The organism is Nannocystis sp. (assembly GCF_016714285.1).
Lineage (GTDB): Bacteria > Myxococcota_A > Polyangia > Nannocystales > Nannocystaceae > Nannocystis.
On the sequence record NZ_JADJNN010000002.1, the window covers coordinates 770,624 to 791,733 of the forward strand.

16 protein-coding genes are annotated in these 21,110 nt (G+C 68.4%); all 16 read left to right on the top strand.

The window, feature by feature from the left end; all coding sequences use genetic code 11:
• Positions 1-909 precede the first annotated feature (909 nt).
• Positions 910-1,497 (top strand): protein kinase domain-containing protein, encoded by a 588-nt coding sequence (locus IPJ59_RS07385; protein ID WP_293270463.1) that lies wholly within the window; start codon positions 910-912, stop codon positions 1,495-1,497.
• Positions 1,385-2,542 (top strand): serine/threonine protein kinase, encoded by a 1,158-nt coding sequence (locus IPJ59_RS07390; RefSeq protein WP_293270465.1) that lies wholly within the window; start codon positions 1,385-1,387, stop codon positions 2,540-2,542. Before IPJ59_RS07385 ends, IPJ59_RS07390 begins: the two co-directional genes overlap by 113 nt.
• Positions 2,543-2,565: 23 nt before the next feature.
• Complete coding sequence (locus tag IPJ59_RS07395; RefSeq protein ID WP_293270467.1) at positions 2,566-3,444, top strand: hypothetical protein; 879 nt, start codon at positions 2,566-2,568, stop codon at positions 3,442-3,444.
• A gap of 29 nt (positions 3,445-3,473) precedes the next feature.
• Entirely contained in the window at positions 3,474-4,346 is an 873-nt protein-coding gene (locus IPJ59_RS07400) for a DUF4215 domain-containing protein (protein WP_293270469.1), read from the top strand.
• A 156-nt stretch (positions 4,347-4,502) separates the two neighbouring features.
• The gene (locus tag IPJ59_RS07405; protein WP_293270471.1) at positions 4,503-5,486 is read left to right on the top strand and encodes a hypothetical protein; all 984 of its coding nucleotides are present in this window, start codon (positions 4,503-4,505) and stop codon (positions 5,484-5,486) included.
• 230 nt (positions 5,487-5,716) lie between these two features.
• Positions 5,717-6,328 carry a BREX-6 system BrxE protein gene (brxE, locus tag IPJ59_RS07410; RefSeq protein ID WP_293270473.1) on the top strand — a complete coding sequence of 204 codons (612 nt, stop codon included), beginning with the start codon at positions 5,717-5,719 and terminating at the stop codon, positions 6,326-6,328.
• Positions 6,325-7,119 carry a hypothetical protein gene (locus IPJ59_RS07415; RefSeq protein ID WP_293270475.1) on the top strand — a complete coding sequence of 265 codons (795 nt, stop codon included), beginning with the start codon at positions 6,325-6,327 and terminating at the stop codon, positions 7,117-7,119. The genes brxE and IPJ59_RS07415 overlap by 4 nt, the downstream gene beginning before the upstream one ends.
• 14 nt (positions 7,120-7,133) lie before the next feature.
• Positions 7,134-7,766, top strand: coding sequence for a BREX protein BrxB domain-containing protein (locus IPJ59_RS07420; protein ID WP_293270477.1), 633 nt, complete (start codon positions 7,134-7,136; stop codon positions 7,764-7,766).
• On the top strand, positions 7,763-9,676 hold the full coding sequence (brxC, locus tag IPJ59_RS07425; RefSeq protein ID WP_293270479.1) for a BREX system P-loop protein BrxC: 1,914 nt from the start codon (positions 7,763-7,765) through the stop codon (positions 9,674-9,676). The genes IPJ59_RS07420 and brxC overlap by 4 nt, the downstream gene beginning before the upstream one ends.
• A 1,755-nt stretch (positions 9,677-11,431) precedes the next feature.
• A complete protein-coding gene (locus tag IPJ59_RS07430; protein ID WP_293270480.1) occupies positions 11,432-12,724 on the top strand; it encodes a DNA methyltransferase in 1,293 nt (430 codons plus the stop codon).
• Positions 12,640-13,467: an Eco57I restriction-modification methylase domain-containing protein gene (locus IPJ59_RS07435; protein WP_293270482.1), complete on the top strand. Its 828-nt coding sequence runs from the start codon at positions 12,640-12,642 to the stop codon at positions 13,465-13,467. Before IPJ59_RS07430 ends, IPJ59_RS07435 begins: the two co-directional genes overlap by 85 nt.
• 2 nt (positions 13,468-13,469) lie before the next feature.
• A complete protein-coding gene (gene pglX, locus IPJ59_RS07440; RefSeq protein WP_293270484.1) occupies positions 13,470-15,707 on the top strand; it encodes a BREX-6 system adenine-specific DNA-methyltransferase PglX in 2,238 nt (745 codons plus the stop codon).
• Positions 15,704-18,667: a BREX-6 system phosphatase PglZ gene (pglZ, locus tag IPJ59_RS07445; protein WP_293270486.1), complete on the top strand. Its 2,964-nt coding sequence runs from the start codon at positions 15,704-15,706 to the stop codon at positions 18,665-18,667. Before pglX ends, pglZ begins: the two co-directional genes overlap by 4 nt.
• A complete protein-coding gene (brxD, locus tag IPJ59_RS07450; protein WP_293270488.1) occupies positions 18,664-19,989 on the top strand; it encodes a BREX system ATP-binding protein BrxD in 1,326 nt (441 codons plus the stop codon). Before pglZ ends, brxD begins: the two co-directional genes overlap by 4 nt.
• Positions 19,986-20,927, top strand: a complete 942-nt coding sequence (locus IPJ59_RS07455; protein WP_293270490.1) for a phospholipase D family protein — start codon at positions 19,986-19,988, stop codon at positions 20,925-20,927. Before brxD ends, IPJ59_RS07455 begins: the two co-directional genes overlap by 4 nt.
• Positions 20,924-21,109, top strand: a complete 186-nt coding sequence (locus IPJ59_RS07460) for a hypothetical protein (protein WP_293270492.1) — start codon at positions 20,924-20,926, stop codon at positions 21,107-21,109. The genes IPJ59_RS07455 and IPJ59_RS07460 overlap by 4 nt, the downstream gene beginning before the upstream one ends.
• Position 21,110 lies beyond the last annotated feature (1 nt).

Sequence of the window (21,110 nt, forward strand, 5' to 3'; positions counted from 1 at the left end):
GTCTGGGTCGTCCGCGGGGGCCCGTGGCGACGACTCGCGGAGCGACCATGCGAGGATCCCGCTCGTCACGCACAGGACGATGAGCGCGACGGCGACGAGGGGCCGGCGACTGGTCGCCGGGCGTCGGGCGTCGCACGGCACCGGACCAGGGCGCGGCGGCTGTGCTTCGATTCGCTTGGCGGCGGCGGCCGCTGCCGCCCGACGTTTCACCTCGGCCGCTACTTCGGCCTCACGGCGCTGCGCCGCCGCGAGTTCTTGGGCGTGTGCGGCGGCGGCCTGACGCGCTGCCCATTGCTCTCGGGTTTCGACAGGCTCGCCGTGGTGTTGGAAGCGGTGGTCGGGAGGCATGGCCGCGCGGACGCATGTTACCCGACCAGGGAGCACACAAGGGTGCCGATCGCCTCGCCATGACCTCCGTCCGCCTCGACATCGACGGCCCGAGGAACGCCAGCACCTCGCCTGCCAGTGCGCCGAGTCCACGACGACCGACCCATCCTGACACGCCGATCACTCCCTCGCGCGCCGCGGTTCGCCCCCAGACCCGGGGAGTCGTCACACCCGCGGCTCGTCTGGCGCGAACAAGAAAGTGGATCCGCCAAACCGCCTCAAATGGATCTACCATCGGCCGCCGTAAAAGTCCTTGGTGCTGCCCATCTCCTTAGCATCACCCGACACGCGCTCAAGCCCTGGATCATCATGCTGCACCTCAGTCGACCAGGGAGCCCACCGGCCGAGCCAGAGACCGGGCCGTGACACCCGCCATCGAGGCGTGGCCCAGCCACACACTGCCCTCGTCTCGTCGCCACCCGCTGGTGGCAGCGAGCCGCCAGCGAGCCGACTGGACAAGCCTCGCAGCGGCCCCTACAGTCCCTCCGCGCGATCGCGCGCGTAGCCCCGGAAGGCCCTCCGATGTCCATCGCAGGCGAGAGCACCCACCTCAAGGTCGTGACCGTCGGCGACTTTGATCCGCAGTCCGACGACGCGATCGAGTACGACTTCATCGGTCGCGTGATCGCCGGGCGCTACACGATCCGCGAGATGATCGGCGGCGGCGGCATGGCCGACGTGTTCCGAGCGACGGACGAGGAGCTTGGCGTCGACGTGGCGATCAAGCTGCTCAAGCCGAGGATGGCCTCGGACGAGCTGCGGGCCCGCATGGTCCAGGAGGCCCGCGCCGCCGCCCAGGTCCGCCACGACAACCTCGTGCGGGTGTTCGGCACCGGCAAGCTCGACAGCACCGCGTACATCGTGATGGAGATGCTCGACGGCCCGAACCTCGAGCAGTACCTCCGCGAATATCGCGACCAGCGGATCCCTGGCGCGAGGCGCTGGACCTGTTGTTGCCCGCGCTCGGGCCCTGCACGCTGTCCACGATCGGGGCTATGTGCACCGCGATATCAAGACGGGCAACATCCTGATCACCCGCAAATCGGGCCAGCCACCGACCGCCGTCGTGATCGACATGGGCCTCGTGAAGCCCGATCGCGCGCTACGTAACGCCGCCAGCCCGCCCACCACCGAGGTCGGCCGCCTGCTTTGCACGCCCGGCTACACCTCGCCCGAGCAGGCCGCCGGGAACCCTGTCGATCGCCGCTCGGACGTCTACTCGATGGGCGTCACGCTCTATCGCGTACTCGCCGGCCGCTTGCCGTTTCACGAGGCGCGCGGCCAACCCATGCTGTTCGTGTTGACCAAGCACTTGTACAGCGAGCCGACGCTGCTCGCCGAGGCTGGCGCCGGCGCCGGTATTCCGCCGGTGGTTGCAGAGGTCATCGAATCCGCGTTGCGCAAGAACCCGAACGATCGACCGCAGTCCATGCTGGGATTCGCCGAGTCGCTGCGCGCCGCGGCTGCGAGTGTCGGCGCGGCGCGTTCCACCACGGACCGGCCGGTTCGCGCGCGTGGCCGTCGGTCACAGCCTCTGCGCCTTCGCCAGTTGTACGGGCTGCTCCTCGCGTTCGGCCTCGGAGCCGCGCTCACCAGCGTCGCTACCCCGCGAGCCGCATGCCCCGGGGCTCCCGCAGCAGTGCCTCATCCTGTCGCTGTGAGTTCGAGTGCTGATGACACGAGTGATGCCCCGGACCCCAGCGGCGGCATGGCCCCGACAGCTCTCTGGAGCGTCCCGCTCGCCCTCGATGTTGAGCCGCTGGCCGATCACAGCGACGCGTCCGTATGGGTGTCCGCGGCGGATCTCCAGAGTGGCGACCTGCAGGCCGACACCGATCAGCAAGTCGCTCGACCGCGTCCCGCCTCCGCCTCCCGCCGCCCAGCCCGAGAAGTCGCCGGACCTCGGGCGATCGCCCGCCGTCAGGCCGACGTCCAGCGATGTGCTGACGTGGACACCGGCGGCAGCGACCGCCTGGCGATCGCCGTGAACATCGACACGACCGGACGTGTCTCCGCCCACGTCGTCGGCGCTCCAGACAGCACGCTCAGCCGCTGTCTCGACAAGGCCCTCAAGCACACCCCCCTGGTCCCGCCGAGCGAGCCCATGTCCTTCGTTCACGTCTTCAAGCTGCGGTCGACGCCCAGCCGCCCATGACACCGATACTGCAACTCCTCGTCTTGCACCTTGTCCTCGCTCCTGCGCCGAGCAACCTGTCCCCGGAAGCCGCCGAGCTCAACGCGAAGGCCATGCAATTCTACGATGCGGGCCAGCTCGCTCCCGCGGCCGATGAGTTCTTCGCGGCCTATCAGTCGATGCCCAACGCCCGGCGCGATCGGGCCGGCCGCGAACAGCTGCTTGGCTCGATGCGCTCGACCCTCCTCGCGCTCCACGCCGAGACCGGCGAGGCAGCGCCGCTGTGTCGCCTGCAGGCCATCCTGAAGGACCACGCAGAGGCGTTGACGGTCGCGTGGCCCGAGGACCCAAACATGCTCGAAGCACGCAACGCTCGTGCACGCCATGAGGAGGTGACGAAGCAGCTCGCCGCCTTCGGCCCCGAAGCTTGCGCGGCACCCGTACCGGCCCCGGTGCCGGCAATAGCACCGGCGCCAGCACCCGTGGTCGCACCGGCTGTGGAGCCGCCCAGGCCGGTGCCCGCTCCTGCTGCCGTTACGCCGCCACCAGAACCCGTGAGTAACACGCTAGCACGCAAGCAGCTCATCGCGGGCAGCGTGGTGCTGCCGCTCGGCCTTGTGGCCCTCGGTGCGCTTGGTGGCGTCGCGTCGAGCTTCCGGCGAGACATCGCCGCCGCCGATGCGCTGCATGCCGACCTGGCGCAGCGAGCCTGTACCTCGAGCGACCGCATCCGCATGAGCGAGCTGCTGGCGGACGTTCGCCGTGAGCGAGGGGCCATGATCGCGCTCGGGTTGACCGGTGCGGCCCTGGTATCGGCCGGGACGGCCTTGCTGGTCCGCGGTGCGAAGCAACGCCGACGGACCCAACTCGGATTCGATCTCCGGCACAATCAAGTCGGCCTCACGATCGCGGGGGCGTTTTGATCATGCTCATGCGGCCGTACTGCATCCTCGTGCTGCTCGCGCTGACCCCAGCGTGTGGCGTGCAGCGGGTGGCCGGTTACGTCGAGGAGCTCGAGGACTGCTCGATGAGCTCGAGCGGGACGAGCGGGACGGGGACCACGGGGAACTCCAGTTCGGGCGACGACACCACCTCATCCGACGGCAGTGGCGAGACGACGGAGGCGAGCTCAGATACGACGGGCACGAGCTCAGGGACCGACGGCACCACCGATTCAACCGGGGACAGCGAAACCACGGCGAGCAGCACAGGCGAGCCGATGGCCGAGTGCGGCAACGGGGTTCTGGAGGCATTCGGCCTCGAGCCGGAGGAGTGCGACGACAACAACCTGGACCCGGACGACGGCTGCAGCGAGACCTGTGCGCTCGACCGCCGGGTGTTCGTGACGAGCACGCTGTACAAGGGGGCAGCCGTGGGCAGCCTGAAGTCAGCGGACGCCCAGTGTGCGAACCTTGCCGATGATCAGGGGTGGCCAGACGGCTTGAAGTACCGGGCATGGCTTAGCGACAGCACGACCGACGCACGCGACCGTTTCACGCAGGGGCGCGGCAGGTTGGTGATGGTGAACGGCCTGGTACTGGCCACTTCGTGGTCGGCGCTGCTGGCGGGACAACTGGACAACCCGCTCGAGGTGACAGAAAAGAGCGAGATCTACCAAGGGGGAGTGTGGACCGGGACCCGCCCGGACGGCACCGCGGTGCCGGACTCTGAGCATTGTGACGACTGGTCCACCAGCTCGATCCTGAAGACCGGTTACTACGGCTACAGCGATCGCAAAACGGCCGAGTGGACCATGGCAGCCGGATTTGACCAACCCAGCGATTGTGCCTCGCCCTACGCCCTATACTGCTTTCAGAGCCTGTAAATTCACCCGCCGGAGACCGCCATGCCCTTGATCGCGCCGCGTCACCTCCTCCTTCTCTGCAGCTTGACGGTGCCCGCTTGCAAGGAACCGGCGGGCTCGCTCGAGGATGACACCGGGACCACGGGAACCACGACGGCGCCTGACCCCTCCACCACAATGCCTGACACGCCCACCACGACGTTGGACATCACGACGACTGCGCCTGGCGACGAGGGACCGGGGACAACGAGCACGACCAGCGGGACGGACACCGGCACTGACGCGGCGGGTACCACGACGGGGGCGACCGAATGTGGGAATGGCGTCGTAGAGGACGATGAGGCGTGCGACGACGGGCTTTCCGGGAATGATAATAACCGGTTCTGCACGGCAGATTGCACCCTCAACGTATGTGGTGACGGCAAACTGTTCGTCGGGTGGGAGCTGTGCGACGAGGGGGCGGCGAACAGCGACGAGTACGGGAGCTTGTGCGCGGAGGATTGCCAGCCTGGAGCCCGCTGCGGAGACCACAAGCTGCAGAAGGAGTTCGAGACCTGCGACCTCGGGCTCGAGAATGGCGGGCAGAAGGGTGACAATCAGGGGATCCTGTGTGACACGAGCTGCAGGGCCCAGCAACTCCGGGGCTTCATCACAAATGATGGCTTCACAGGGGCGCTGGACGGGCTGTTCGGCGCCGATCTCAAGTGCAAGGCGGCAGCGACGGCAGCAGGGTTGGCGTCACCAGAACGCTTCCACGCGTATCTCAGCACCGCCGACGTTGACGCAAAGGACCGCTTCGATAAAGTCGTGGCATCGTTACCCTACGTGTTGGTCACGGGCAAGAAATTCGCCGAGATGGTCCCGGAACAGAATGCGGCCGGCCCGCTTGGTGAGGGGATCTCGGTGACGGAGTACGGCAGCACGCTCTACGAGACATATGTGGCGACGAACACGGCCCCGGGCGGCATCAGCTTCAGCCCAGAGGAGAATTGCCTCGGCTGGAGCAGCGCGAAGCCCGACTACACAGGGCGGGTGGGTTTCAGCGCGCTCCCCATCGACTCACCCGACGCGATGGCTTGGCAAGCCGAGCAGTGGTGGACCGGGGTCAAGAGCCGGCAGTGCGACAAAGCCGTCTTCCACCTCTACTGCCTCGAACTTTAGGCAATTTGGGAACGTGGGGCCCTGCAAGCCAGAACCCAGCGACCTGGACGTGCCGCGAGACTGTCTTGGCGGGGTTGACGGACCCATCCTGTGGCCGCGTCGCGCGCCTCTCGGGGCTGGCTCGAGTGCAGCGCGGGGTGTTCTGCGCATGAGAACCGTCACTTAGCGCCCCCCGCCCGTCCCGTCCCCCGCCCCCCGACCCGTCCGCAGTCGCGGTACTCTGCCCCAACATGGCTTCCGAGCCTCTCCGTGCCAGAGTTCGCGTCCCCGATGGCGACCTGGACGCCCTCCTCGCCGCCCAGTGTCTCGTCGCCTGGGCAGGGGAAACCGCGCGGCTCGGCTGGTGGCGGTGCGACCTCGTCAGCCGCTTTGGCGGCTTCGACCTCTTCTCCCGCCTCACCCCGCACACGACCCCGTGGGTCCTCCTCCAGGCCGCGCGGGAGACCGCGCGTCGTCACGACGCCGAGCGGCGCGCCCAGAGCGGCGACGCCGACACCAAGCTGACCCTCTTCCACCTCGGCTTCGAGCGGGACGAGCAGGCCGACGAGCGCCTCCAGCACCACAAACGCGGCGGCAAGTCCCCGACCACCGCCCTCCCGACCCTCCGCGACTTCATCCGCCTCCCGACCGGCGAGGACGACAGCGACGACGACCCCTTCGACCGCGAGGCTTTCGAGCGCTTCCTCCGCCTCGACACCGCGAAGCACGTCATCGAGCCTGTCGGCCGCCGCCTGACCGGCACTCCACCTGCCGAGCTCCCTGAGCTCGTCCGCCAGCTCCTCGCCGCCCTCGTCCCGCTCTCCGGCGAGTACCCCCTCCCGTATTATCGGAGGAGGCCTTGACCGCACGGCCGGCCGAGGAGACGCGGGTCCACACCCGCCTGCTCAAGGCGACCCTCGAGACCGAGGACGCCCGGGCCTACTGGCAGCGGATTGACCCCGATCATCTCCCCGTCGAGCCCCGCACCGCCTTCGACGCCTACTGGTTCGGCGCCCGCAGCATGGCGCGCATCGAGATCCTGCTCAGCAACTTCCGCGCCCGCTTCGACGCCTTCCCGGCCGCCCTCCGCGTCCTGTGTGGCTGGCACGACATGGATCCCGGCACCCGCCGCCTCATCTGCCACTGGCACCTCCAGCTCAGCGACCCGCTCTACCGCGCCTTCACCGGCGTCGCGCTCCCCGCCCGACGCGCTGGCCCTCGCCCCGAGCTCACCCGCGCGCTCGTCCTCGCCTGGGTCGAGGAGCACGGTCCCGAGCGCTGGACCATGGCCACCAGGATCCAGTTCGCCAGCAAGCTGCTATCCGGCGCCTTCGCTACCGGCCTCGTGACCACCAACCGCGATCCTCGACCGCTCGCCTGGCCCCGCGTCGACGACGACGCGCTCACCTATCTGCTCTACCTCCTGCGCGAGATCGACTTCGCGGGCACCTTGCTCGACAACCCGTACCTCGCCTCCGTCGGCCTCGACGGCGACCTGCTCGGCGCTCGCCTGCGCTCCCTCTCCGCCCTCGAGTTCCGCCGCCAGGCCGACCTCGTCGACTTCGGCTGGCGCTACCCCGATCTCATCAGCTGGGCCGCCGCCACCATCGCCCCGTCCCTCGCGCACACCCACGTTTCGGCCCAGTCGGCCTGATCGGTGTATTGGCCATGACCCTCCCGCTATTCACACCGTTGCCCGAGCCCTTCGCCTCGCTGCGCAACGACCTCGTGCACAAGGACGGCCCGCAGATCAGCACGATGCGCAACTATCGCTTCGCCATCGCGCTCTACCCACCCGAGGACGAGTTCCACGTCCGCGGCCACGTCCAGACCCTCTCGCGCGAGCTCATGCGCGACGGCTGGGTCGTCCTCGCCATCGACCTCTACAAGCTCCTCCTCGACCGAATCCGTCGCCACGGCGACACCTGGATCCGCCGCGTCACCGATATGGAGCGGGCGACCAGCGGCCAGAGCCACGAGCGCGCGATCACCTATCTCCAGGGCAAGCTCGCCCCGATGCTCGAGGGCCCCGACGGCCTCGCCGCCGACTGCAGCCGGATCCTCCGCGAACACGCCGAGCACGACCCCGAGCGCGCCTCCCGGACCGTCGCTTTGATCGGCCGCGCCGGCGCCCTGTTCCCGTTCCTCAGCTCCTCCGCGCTGCTCCGTTACCTCGACGGCCGGACCGCCGATATCCCCGTCGTCCTGCTCTACCCCGGCAAGCGGACCGGCCCGACCAGCCTCTCCTATATGGGCGTCCTCCCCGCCAGCTCCGACTATCGCCCGAGGATCTACTCATGACGCTGCCCGCGAAACTCCGCGATATCTTCGCCTCCGAGGTCACCCGCCCCATCGCCCCTATCGTGTGGTTCCACGAGACGAGCCCGGAGAAGCTCAAGGCCGAGGTCGACGAATACATCATCACCGGCGGCTGGCCCGAAGGCGAGCGTCGCCGCCGCGTGCCCAACGGGATCCACGAGCAGGCCGTCAAGCTGCTGACCGCGATCGCCCAGGAGCTCGACCGCAAGGACCGCGTCGACCTCCCGGTCGCCTGGATCTCCGGCTTCTACGGCTCCGGCAAGTCGAGCTTCGCCAAGCTCCTCGGCCTCGCGCTCGACCGCACTGCGCTGCCCGGCGGCCGCTCGCTCGCCAAGGCCCTGCTCGAGCGCGACACCTCGCCCAGGCGCCAGGAGCTCCGGGACGCCTGGGATCGCCTGCTCGCCAAGATCGAGCCCATGGCGGTCGTCTTCGACCTCGGGGGCCTGTCGCGGGGCAACGAGCACGTCCACTCCGTCGTCGTCCGCCAGCTCCAGACGCGCCTCAAATATTGCAGCAAGGACGCGATCGTCGCCGACTTCGAGCTCGACCTCGAGCGCGACGGCAAGTACGCCCGCTTCCTCGAGGTCGCCGAGCAGGCCCTCGGCAAGCCCTGGTCCGAGGTCAAGGACATGGAGCTCGCCGAGGAGGACTTCTCGCTCGTCATGCACAAGATGGAGCCCCACAAATACCGCGATCCGATGTCGTGGTATTCGAGCCGCTCCGGCACCCGCCGCCACACCGAGTCCGTCCAGGACGCCGTGCGGGCGATCGCCGACATGATGCGCTTTCGCAGCCCCGCGTCGACCGTGTTCTTCGTCGTCGACGAGGTCTCGCAGTTCGTCCTCGGCAACAAGCCCCGCATCGACGCCTTGCGCGCCTTCACCACCGCCCTCGGCGCCGAGCTCCGCGGCAAGGCATGGCTGTGGGCCCTCGGCCAGCAGAAGCTCGAGGAGCAGGCCGACGACTCCTTCCTCGTGTGGGCCAAGGACCGCTTCCCCGCGAAGCTCCGCGTCCACCTCGAGCCGAGCAACATTCGCGACGTCGTCCACCAGCGCCTGCTCCGCAAGAAGCCCGAGCTCGAGGCCGACCTGCGCCGGCTCTACCAGGAGCACAAGGACGAGCTCAAGCTCTACGCCTACGACTGCGCCGAGCTCACCGAGGAGGAGTTCGTCGAGGTCTACCCGCTGCTCCCCAACCACGTCGAGCTGATCGGCGAGATCACCAGCGCCATGCGCTCCTCGGCCCTCGCCCAGGGCGACGCCCACGCGATCCGCGGTCTCCTCCAGATCCTCGGCGAACTGTTCCGCAGCCAGGGCCTCGCCGACGCCTCCGTCGGCGCCCTGATCAGCCTGGACCAGGTCTACGACGTCCAGCGCACCTCCCTCAGCTCCGACACCCAGAACAGCATGAGCCGGATCTTGAACCACTGCGCCAGCGACGGCTCCGGCCTCAAGCTGCGCGTGGCCAAGGTCGTCGCCCTGCTCCAGCTCGTCCAGGGGAAGAGCGACAAGTCCTCAGCCCGACGAGGAGAAGAGCAACAAGTACCGCACCGACGCGAGACTCGTCGCCCAGTGCCTCCACGACAGCCTGGGCCGCGGCAATCAGGTCAGCGAGGTCACCGAGGCGCTCGAGGCCCTCCATCGCGCCAGCCTCCTCAGCTACGCCGAGAAGACCGGCTACAAGATCCAGTCGACCGCCGGCGAGGAGTGGGACCGCGAGCGCCTCGAGATCGATATCGGCCGCGAGATGGTCACCGAGCTCACCCAGGAGGCCCTCAAGTACCTCATGGCGAAGCCGACCCGCCCGCGCCTCGACGATCGCCCGTTCCGCTGGGAGGCCCGCTTCTCCGACGGCCGCCAGATCGACGACGCGGTGATCGTCGACCCCCGTGACGACGCCCCGATCACCGTCGACTTCCGCCTGCTCTTCGAGCTCGACGAGCGTCAACCCGAGCGCTGGGTCCGCAGCAACGACCCCCGCCTGCGCGACCGCCTCGTCTGGCTCTGCGGCGATACCGACCTGCTCGAGGAGCGCGCCGTCGACCTCGCCCGCGCCCGCGAGATGGTCCGCAAGTATGAGCCGCGACGCGAGTCGCTTCAGTCCGAGCGCAAGGCCCTCCTGCAGCAGGAGAAGGACCGCATCGACGATCTCCTCCCCCAGATCCGGACCATCGTCGCCCGCACCTTCCTCTCGGGACAGATCTACTTCCGCGGCGAACCGACCCGCCCCGCCGACATCGGTGACAGCTTTGAACGCGCCATCGAGACCGTCGCAGGCCGTTATCTCCGCAAGATCTACCCCCATCACATCGCCACCCAGGTCGCCCCTGCCGAGCTCGAGCTGCTCCTGAAGCCCGAGCTCACCGGGCCGCCCGAGAAGTTCATGCCCGGCGAGCTCGGGATCCTCGCCCTCGACGGCGGCCGCATCGTCTTCGTCTGCAACGGGACGGTCCCGACCCGCGTCCTCGAGTACATCACCAGCGAGGGCGCAGCCTCCGGACAGGCTCTGCTCGCCCACTTCGGCGGCCCCCCATACGGCTATACCGCCAACGTGCTGCGTGCCTGCGTCCTCGGCCTCCTGCGCGCCCGCCGGGTCAAGGGCCGCACCGAGGGCGGCTCCACGATCACCGACCTTCGTGGCGGCGGCGCCATCGACACCTTCGATAAAGACCGCAACTTCCGCCGCGCCAGCTTCAGCCCCGCCGACGAGGACCCGATCGGCCTCCCGGTCCGCGCCAAGATCTGCGACTTCTTCAAGAAGTCCTTCGCGCACGAGATGGACCGCGACGACAGCCTCATCGCCGACGCCGTCGCCCAGCACTTCCCGCTTCAAGGGCCGCGCCTGCGAGCGGTGCTCACCCGCCTCGCGCAGCTGCCCGGCAGTCCGCCCCCGCCCGCGGCGCTCACCCGCCTGCAGGACGCGCTCGAGGAGTGCCTGCGCGAGATCCGTCAAACCCAGCCGACCCTCAAGCAGGTCAAGAAGCACCTCGACGTCCTCCGCGAGGGCATCCAGCTCCTCGGGCTCCACGAGTCCGAGCTGTCCCAGAGTGCGGTTGACGCCGTGCGAGAGGCCGCCCGCGTCCGCGACCACCACGCGGCCCAGCTCGCGGCCACCGGCGCCCTCGACGACGAGCGCACCGCGGCGCTGCGGCGCATCGCGGCCCACCTCGCCGCCGAACGACCCTGGCGTGAGATCAGCGCCCTCGACGGCGACCTCCGCCTCCTCCGCGACGCCTACATCGCCGAGCGCCGCCGCCTGCTGCAATGGCAGGAGCAGGAGGCCGAGCGCGCCCGCGCGGAGATCAAGACCCAGCCCGGCTTCAGCACCCTGACCTCCGAGCAATCTCACCGCGTCCTTCGCCCCTTCGCCGCCGCCCTCACCACCACCGGCGTCGACGCGATCGCCCCGACGCTGCGCGAGCTCTTCGAGACTTTTAAAATTGCCCTCGAGCGCGCCTCCGCCGAGGCACAACAGCACTTCGAGCGCATCCTCGGTGAGCGCGAGGGCCCGATCTTCGTCCCCGTAGAGCTCAACCTGAGGAACCGTCGCGTCGCCACCGAGGCCGACGTCGAGGCGCTCCTCGCCGAGATCCGCGAAACGCTCCTCGCTCGCCTTCGTGCCGGCACAGGGGCCCGGATCCAATGACGATGTCCCCCGAGGCCAAGAAGGCGCTGTCGGCCGCTATCCGCGGCTTGCGCACGCATCTTCTCGATGGGCTCCACAGCGAGACCGAACAGACCTATCTCCTGTCGATCGACGCCGCGAAGGCCGGCCTCGACGAGGTCGCCCGCGAACGCAGGGGCCGCCTCGAGGGCTGGATCGACGAGCAACTCCGTGCATTGCCCGAGAAGCAGGTCCGAAAGGACAGCGACCGCGAAGCGGCAAGGCAGCGCCTGCGCCGCGACGCCGAGAAGCAGGCCGCCTACACCTTGCTCGGTCGCGTCGTCATGCTGCGCCTGCTCGAGGCCGCCGGCCTTCACAAGCCCGCGCTCGTCACCGGCGCCTGGGAGTCGCGCGGCTTCAAGGAATTCCGCGAGCTCGCCCCGGGCCTCGTCCGCGGCGACCGCAGCGAGGGCTATGCCTACTTGCTGCAGCTCGTCTTCGAAGACCTCGCCATCGAGCTGCCCGGCCTGTACGGGCACGCTGGGGTGGGGGAGCTCATCCCTGTCCCGGTGGACATGTGGCGTCACGTCGTCGAGACCCTCGACGACCCCGCGCTGGCGGAGTGTTGGACCGACGATATGACCCTCGGCTGGGTCTATCAATACTGGAACGACCCCGAGCGCGAGGCCCTCGACGCCAAGCTGCACGCGCGCGGCAAGCTCGAGCCGCACGAGATCGCCAGCAAGACGCAGATGTTCACCGAGCGCTACATGGTCGACTGGCTGCTGCAAAACAGCCTCGGCCCGCTCTGGCTGGCGATCTGCGCCAAGAATCACTGGATCGCCGAGGTCCAGGCCGATGGCACGCTCGCCGAGCTCGAGGCCCGCCGCATCGCCTGGCGCGCGAAGCGGGAGGCCGGGGAGGTCGCGTTGACCGAGCTGATGCCGCTACACACGCCAGCCGAGCACCGCTGGGCCTACTACGTGCCCCAGGAGCTGCCCGCGGACGCCAGCGGGTACGCGCCTGCGAGCATCCGCGAGCTCAAGCTCCTCGACCCCGCCGTCGGCTCCGGCCACTTCCTGGTGGTCGCCTTCGACCTACTGCACGCGCTCTATCAGGAGGAGGCCCGCCATCGCGGCGAGGCCGGTCAGCCGCAATGGAGCGACCGCGCGATCGTCGAGCGGATCCTCGAGAACAACCTCCACGGCCTTGACCTCGACCCGCGGGCGATCCAGATCGCCGCGGCCGCCCTGTGGCTCAAGGCCCGCCAGACCTGTCCCGAAGCGCAGCCCCGCCGGCTGAACCTCGTCGCAACCAACCTCCGCCTCGCTGGCTGAAGAATGACGACGATGCCCTCGTCGAGCTCCGCCGCGCGGTCGAGCGCGAGACGGCGATCCCCGAGAAGCTGACCGACACGATCGTCGACGCCCTCCGCGGCGCCGACCACCTCGGCAGCCTGCTCCATGTCGACCGCGCGGTCGAGGCGGCGATCGACGGCTGCGAGGCGGGCCTCAGCCGCGCATCAGGACGGACCCAAGGCACGCAGGGCGACCTACTCGCAGGGACTTTTCCCCGGGAGCAGCGGGTCCTGCTCACCCGCCAAGAGGCCAAGACGACAGTCTTGGACCGCCTCGAAGAATTCCTCAAGATGCATACCGGGGGCGAGGACCTCGGGCTCCATCTGCGCGGCGAGCAACTCGCTGCTGGCGTCCGTTGTATTCGCATCCTGCGCGAGGGCACCTATCACTTGGTAGTAGGAAACCCGCCCTATCTAGGAACAGGAAAACTTGCGGATCCAAGTCTATATCTCGCTGCATATCCGAGCGCCCGCGCCGATCTCTATGCGGGGTTTCTGCAGAGGGGGTTGGAACTGGTTCAGGAAGGTGGCGCATGTGGATTTATAACGCTTTCCAACTGGCTGTTTCTTCAAAGCTATGAAGATCTGCGCTCGTGGGTTCGGCAGAATAGAATATCGATGCTCGCAGATCTTGGAAAGGCTGCCTTCACGACTGGAGGCACGCTTATTTCGACCTGCTGCAGCATCTTTTCAAGGCATAACCTGAATCGCTCCCCTCCATAGCGATGCGCCCTCACTCCCCCGCGGAGGTTTTCCGCGATGATCTCCAGCCGCTTCGGACTCAATCCGCTTTACTGATTCAGCGTGGGCGGATTGAATTCAATGCTGCGGCCTTTCAAGCAATTGACGGCGGGCCACTTGTGTACTGGTGGGATCAAGCATTTCTGGATCTGTATGCGTCCACACCGAAGGTTTCCGAAATCGGTGCAGTGCGTCAGGGCTTGACCACGAGTAACAATGATTGGTTTGTTCGCCTTCCCTGGGAGACTGATTTTGCCAGCCTGCGTCTTGTGCGTGAGACGGCGCCACGCCCCGATGCCGCTGACGGCTGGGCCCCCTACATCAAAGGGGCCAAAGGGGTGGAATGGATTGAGCCAGTGTCGTACGTTGTGGACTGGAGAAGATGCGGCCTCAACATTAAGGTGCTCAATGAATCGCTCTACGGGAGTCATTCTCGCTCGGTAAGAAGTGAAGACCGATATTTTGAGATCGGGTCTGCCTTTACTACTATGGGGCAGCGGTTCGGCGGCCGAAGCCATCGTTTCCGGAGTATCTGTGACGCCAAAGGGAGAACCGTCTATGGTATTCCGCATCCGAAAACTACATGTCTACTGAACAGCAGGCGCGCTCGGTTCATCGTTGAGAGTCTCAATCCGACGATTGACTTCTCGGTCGGCGACGTGAACCGCCTCCCGCTCTTCCCGATCGCCAGCGCCGACGACATTTTCGTCACCGTCGAGCGCGCCTTCGGCGAGCACGAGTCGCATCGCGAGCCCTCTGTGGAATTCCGCCGCCCCGGCCCCTCGCCGTGGCGTCACGCGCAGGCGTGGGCCCAACTCTCCGTCGACCGCCCTGAGGGCGCCCCGCTCCCCAAATACCTTCCCGAGTACGACCCCGAGCCCGCCAGCGACCACCTCTCAAACGCCGTCGGTGTCGCCCTCGGCCGCTTCGGCGCCAACGGTGAGGGCATCCTCGACCCGACCAAGGACGACCTGGGCCACGCCCTCCCGGCTGGCATCCTCTTCCTGGACACCACCCTCACGCCGCACGACCACAGCGACGGCCTCGGCCACCCGGCGGCGGCGCCCCTGCACGCCGCCTGGCGGCAACACGGCCCCGCGATCGCCCAGGGCGACGACCTGCGCAGTTACCTCGCCGACAGCTTCTTCGACCTCCACCGCAAGATGTACGACAGCCGGCCGATCCACTGGCCGCTGTCCTCGGAGAAGCGCACCTTCGTCGCCTGGGTCACGATCCACCGCTGGACCGCGACCACGCTGCGCACGCTGCTCGCCGAGCACCTCGTCCCGCGCCTGAACAGCCTCGACCGCGAGCTCGCCGACCTCCGCGCCGCCCGCGACGGCGGCGACAAGAAGACCGCCCGCGCCGCCGACAAGCGCTTCGCCCAGGTCAAGAAGCCGCGCGAGGAGCTGGCCGCCTTCATCGCCGCCGTCGAGCAATGCGCCGAGAAGGGCCCCCCGCCCGAGGGCCCGAAGTGCCCGCCGCGTGCGGTCGATGCCCGCTACATCCCCGACCTCGACGACGGCGTGATGATCAACAGCGCCGCCCTGTGGCCCTTGCTCGCCCCGCAATGGAAGGACCCGCGCAAGTGGTGGCGCGAGCTCGCCAGCGCCGACGCCAAGGACTACGACTGGGCGCACCTCGCCATGCGCTACTGGCCCGACCGCGTCGACGCCAAATGCAAGAAAGACCCCTCGCTCGCCGTGGCCCACGGCTGCTTCTGGAAGTACCACCCGGACCGCGCCTGGGCCTGGGAGCTGCGCCTCCAGGACGAGCTCGCCCCGGATTTTCGCATCACCGAATCCCCCTATCGCCAGGACGGCGGCGATGCGGCCCATCGCGCCCAGTTCCTCGCCACCCGCGGCCCCGAGGCCATCGGCCTGCTCCAGACCGAGCTGCTGCGCCGTATCCGCAAGCACAAGCGCCCGCTCGCCACCTACACCCTCCAACACACCGGCCTCTGGTCCACCCACCCGGAGGCCTGCTGGAACCTCGAGCACGCCGTCATGCTCAAGCAAAAGGTGCCCTTCGTCCTCTTCGCCGACGACGAGTCCGTCGCCCGCGCCGCCTTCAACCGCGCCAATCCCGACGCCGTGACTCGTCGGGGCGAGCAGCTGCGGGTCCTGGCGCTGCAACAGAGCATCTTCGACGCTGACGACGAGCCCGACGACGACGCCGCGCCAGACGACGAGACCAGCGACGATGACGAGGAGGACGCATGAGAGACACCCTCGGCCCCGTCTCCGCCGCCCTCGCGGCCGACCTCCAGGACCTCACCCGCCAGCACGGCTTCGTGGTCTGGCCCGACCGCCCGGGCGCCTTCACCGACTTCGTCGACCGCCTGCTGCGCCGACGCGACACCGGCGAGCTCCCCTTCGACCTCGTCGCCTACCGCGGCAGCTTCCTCGAGCTGATGCTCGAGCTCGAGCCCCGCGTCGGCGGCCTCGCCAAGCGCCCGCTGCTGATCCACCTCCCAGGCTTCGACGAGGCCGCCGCCCGCGACACCCCGCTGCTCGAGCTGCTCTGCGACGGTCACTGCTTCCGCAAGCGACTCGCCGACGTCGTCGCCGACGCCGCGGTCGAGAAGGTCCCGCCCGGGCCGATCGCCGAGCTCTGCGCCCGCGACGACCTCACCCTCGACGAGGCCGACGCCTGGCTCGCGCTGCGCCTCGCCGGCCAGCAGGCGGGCGAGCTCGGCCGCCTCCACGCGCTGCGCCTGCCCGACGTCGTCGATGACCTCCTGCGTCCGCGCGGCGTGTTCACCGAGCTTGCCAGCGAGCGCGAGGGCCCGCTGTGGCAGTACCTGTCCGCAAGGTCAGGTGTGAACGCCGCCTGGCGCGACGCCTGCATCCCGCGCGACCCCGTGCGCGCCGAGGACCTCGCGTTCGCCGTCGCCAGCTGGGCGCTGAGCGTCGAGTACGTCCACGACCTCAAGCACCGCGAGCCGAACGACGAGCGCCTGCGGGTGATGGACGCCCTCCCGCGACCCGTGATCGAGGCCTGCCGCGAGCTCGCCGCCCACCTCCGCGACCGCCCTGACGACTTTTACCGCCGCACCGCCGACGAGACCGAGCGCCGCTTGGAGGCCGAGATCAAGGCCGCCAGAGCCGAGGACCTCGGCGACATCGACACCTTCCGCTTCGAGGAGGACAAGGTCCTCACCGCCGCCCTCGAGGCCCTCACCGCCGCCCGCTGGGACGCCGCGAGCACCTGGGCCGAGATGCGCCTGCGCGGTCCATCGTTCTGGCTGCGCATCGAGCCGCCGCGCCAGCTCGCCTGGGAGCTCGTCCGCGACGTCGCCCGCCTGGGCCAGGCCATCGCCGCCGCCGGCGACCGCCTCGGCGACCTCGGCAGCCTCGAGGAGGCCGTCGCCCGCTACACCAGCCACGGCGCCGCCGTCGACCGCGCGCACCGCCACCTCGAGCGACGCCGCGGCACCGTCTCGACCACCACCCCCTACTATGAGCACCTGCGCGAGCGCCTCGACGCCGCTCGCGTGCGCTGGACGACCTGGGCCGACGCCTGGGCCCGTGACTTCAACGCCCTCTGCCGCGCCCACGGCTTCCTCCCCCAGCCCTCGCTGCAGCAGCGGACCCTGTTCGAGGATGTCGTCAAGGTCATGTCCCGAGAGCCAGGCACGACCGCGCTGTTCATGGTCGACGCGCTGCGCTTCGAGATGGCCGAGGAGCTGTTCGCCAGCTTCGACACCGGCACCGCCACCACGGCCCACCTGCGCGCCCGCCTCGCCGAGCTGCCGACCGTCACCGAGGTCGGCATGAACATCCTCGCCCCCATGGCCGGCCCCGGCGGCCGCCTGCGCCCGACCTTCGACGGCCGCAAGATCAAGGGCTTCCACACCGGCGAGTACACTGTCCACGACCCCGAGACCCGCCAGCGGGCGATGTTCGCCCGCGTCGAGGGCACGCGCTGCCCGTGGATCCCCCTCGACGAGATCGTCGCCCGTACCGCCGACTCCCTGCGCCAGGCGATCCGCGGTGCGAACCTCGTCGTCGTCCACAGCCGCGAGATCGACGACCTCGGCGAGGCCGACACCGCGTTCGTCAGCCTCGCCTCCTTCGACGTGGTGCTCCACCGCCTGCGCGCCGCCTGGGCGCTCCTGCGCGAGGCCGGGGTGCGAAGGTTCGTGATCACCTCGGATCACGGCTTCCTCCTCCTGAGCGACCCGACCCGTATCCCGCACGGCCGCAAGATCGATCCACGCCAGCGCTGCGTGCTCGACCCTGTCGGCGCCGACCGCTCAAACGCGGTCCGGGTGGCCCTCACCGACCTCAAGTACGACGATACGACGCTATCGCTGTACATGCCCGAAACGACAGGTGTGTTCGACAACGCCCAGCGCCCGAGCTTCGTCCACGGCGGCAACAGCCTGCAGGAGCGCGTGATCCCGGTGATCACGCTCGAGCACCGCTCGGGCGCCGGCGGCAGCCAGGCCCGCTATCGCGTCACCGTCGAGCCGCGCGGGGGCGTCACCGATATGCACTGCCTGAAGATCCGCCTCGAGCCCGACGACCAGGCCACGCTGATCTACATCGGCCCCACCGAGCTCGAGCTCTCGCTGCGGGTCCCCGAGGCTCCGGAAGTCGCCGTCGAGCTGCGCTCCGTCCGCGGCGGCGCCCGCCTGGCCGGCGGGGCAATCGTCGCGCCGCTCAACAGTGACTTCGAGCTGTTCTTCCACCTCAGCGGCCCGACCGACGCCCGTGTCCTGGTCGAGGTCTATCATCCGACCGCCGTCGCTGACGTGCTCCCCTGCGTCGCCCCCGATCGCTACGCCGTACACGCCGTGAACCCCCGGGAGCCCACGCCACACCCGAATGGCCCCACACCCGAATCCATGGCCCCTCCGGACGGCCATCTTCGTAAATCCGCCTCTGCGGTGAAATCGGCGGAACCGGCTCCAGATGTCGCTGTTGCGCCCAAGCCAACGCCCGCACCCGAGTGGCTCCGGGCGCTCCCTGAGGGCGGCATCCGCCGCGTCTTCGCCCACCTCGCCGAGCACGGCACGCTCAGCGAGACCGACGTCGCGGCGCTGCTCGGCGCACCGCGTCACCTCCGCACCTTCGCGCTCAAGTTCAAAGAATACGCCGCCAAGGCCCCGTTCGACGTCCGCGTGGACACGGTCGACAACCTCCGGATCTACGTGCGCGAAGGGACAGCACCATGACCAGCCAACGCGACATCATCCACATCTTCGAGAAGCTCCGCGGCGGCGCCGTGCCCGAGCGCGCGGTCGAGACCTTCGCCGTCGGCATCGAACCACAACGCGACGAGATCAAGCGCCAGCTCGAGCTGCTGCGCCACGGCGAGGGCGCCGTCAAGTTCCTCCGCGGCGGCTACGGCTGCGGCAAGACCTTCATGGCCCGCCTCGCGCTCCTCGACGCCCAGGCCCAGGGCTTCGCCACCTCCTTCGTCGTCGTCTCCGACAACGACCTCCACTTTCACCGCTTCGACGACGTTTACCGCAAGGTCATGACCGAGCTCGGCACCTCCTCGTGCCAACGCGGCGCCCTCGGCGACATCCTCGACCGCTGGATCGCCAAACAGGAGGCCGCGCTGATCGAGCTCGGCAACGACCCCGACGCTGACGACTTCGACGCCAAGGTCCGCGAGCGCCTCAAGACCAGCCTCGCCAACGCCACCGGCGGCAAGGCCCCCCCCGACTTCACCCGCGTCGTCCAGGCGATCTTCGACCTCAAGCAGAAGGGCGAGGTCCACGAGGCCGGCGCCCTGATCTCCTGGCTGTGCGGCAGCACCAACGTCGCCGCCGCGACCAAGAAGCTGGCCGGCATCAAGGGCGAGATCAGCGGCACCGACGCCCTCTCGTACCTCCGCGGGGTGCTCGAGATCATCAAGGCCGCCGACTACAACGGCCTCGTCATCGTCATCGACGAGGCCGAGACGATCCTGCGCATGCGCAAGGACTCGCGCCACAAGTCGCTCAACGGGATCCGCCAGATCTTCGACGCCTCCGGCTCCTACCCGGGTCTGTTGTGGATCTTCACCGGCACCCCCGACTTCTTCGACAGCCGCCAGGGCGTCGCCGGCCTCGCCCCGCTCCACGACCGCATCTGCTTCAAGAAGACCGGCCGCTTCGCCAGCCTCCGCCAGGCCCAGCTCGAGCTCACTCCCTTCGACCAGCCCCGCCTGCTCGCCGTCGCCACCTGCCTCCACGAGCGCTACCCCGCCCGCGACCGTGAGCGCCTCCAGACCCGGGTCTCCCGCGCCTTTATCGAGCGCCTCGTCGCCGATGTCACCGCCGGCTTCAAGGGCGATGTCGGCGTAGTCCCCCGCCAGTTCCTCCGCGAGTTCGTCACCCAGATGGACCTCGTCGACGAACAGCCCGACTACGACCCCATGAAAGAGTACGAGTTCAAGATCAAGGTCGGCGACCTCACCGCGCAAGAGCAGCACAAGCTCACCGGCCAACCCCTCCTGATCGCCGACGACGCCACCGACGAGCCCGTGCTCAAGGAAGACGTCTGGTGACCACGGAGCTCATCACAGGCAAAGTCTGGCCGGCGATCCATGCAGCGGCAGAGATGGCGCGCGGTCGGAAACTGGCCGCTGTCGCCTACATCGGTGAAGACGGCGCGGAACTGTTGAGCGACTTCGCCGAGGGCGACGTCCTCGTATGTAACATGGGACCTGGCGCCCTGCAGGCTGGGGCGACCCACCCAGACGCGATCGCCACGCTAATCCGTCGAGGTGTACATGTCTACTCGCACCCCAGTCTGCATGCAAAAGTCTATGTCCTTGGGGCTGTCGCTATCGTGGGCTCTGCAAACGTCTCCAGCAACGCGGCAAACCGCCTTATTGAGGTCGTGACACGTACGACCGACGCACGTCTCGTCACGGACGCGCGGCGGTTCATCCGCTCCACTTGTCGCAACTCCATGCAGATCGACTCTGCCTACCTCAGGGAGGCGAGAAAGGCCTACCGTCGGCCTCGTGGCGGTGCCAACTCGGGCAAGCCGGCAAGGGCGGAGAAGCCGAGCGTCCGCCTCCATGTCGAAGACTTCGTCGGCTCAGACCCTCCGACGCTCGTCGAGAAGCACTACCGCGCCAACGTTGACGACTGGCAAGCCAAGGCTGGGCCTTCTTCAAAATGGTCTGCCGACTTCTCGTGGGATGATAATCGACGGTGGCTCCGGGACAACGACTGGGTGTTATGGGTCTACGTCGGCGGAAAGTCGCCTGAGGTGCTTCCTCCGATGCAAGTGCTCTGCCGTCTCCCCGCAGGCGGTCGTTCCGCCCAGATCGTCACGTGGTACCGGGCTGCCAATAAGAGGCCGCTCGCTTGGAACCATGTAAAAGGCCGCGTTCTTGCCAACGCCAATTACGAACTCGAGTACGGCCAAACCGTCAAGAGCACAGCAGCGGTTAAATCTATTTTCGCCCTGTGGAAGCTGGAGGATCGGGCATGAGCATCTTCGCCCCCCTCTCCCCCCGTCTTCAGGAGGCGATCGTCGGGCGCCTCGGCTGGACAAACCTGTGCCCGGTGCAGAAGCTCGACGGTGAGGCGCTGTTGAGTTCGTGGACGCAAGCCCGCGAAGGCTGGGCTTCTGCGCGCGGGGCCGATCTTGGCACTCTTGAGCGGAGTTGCTGAC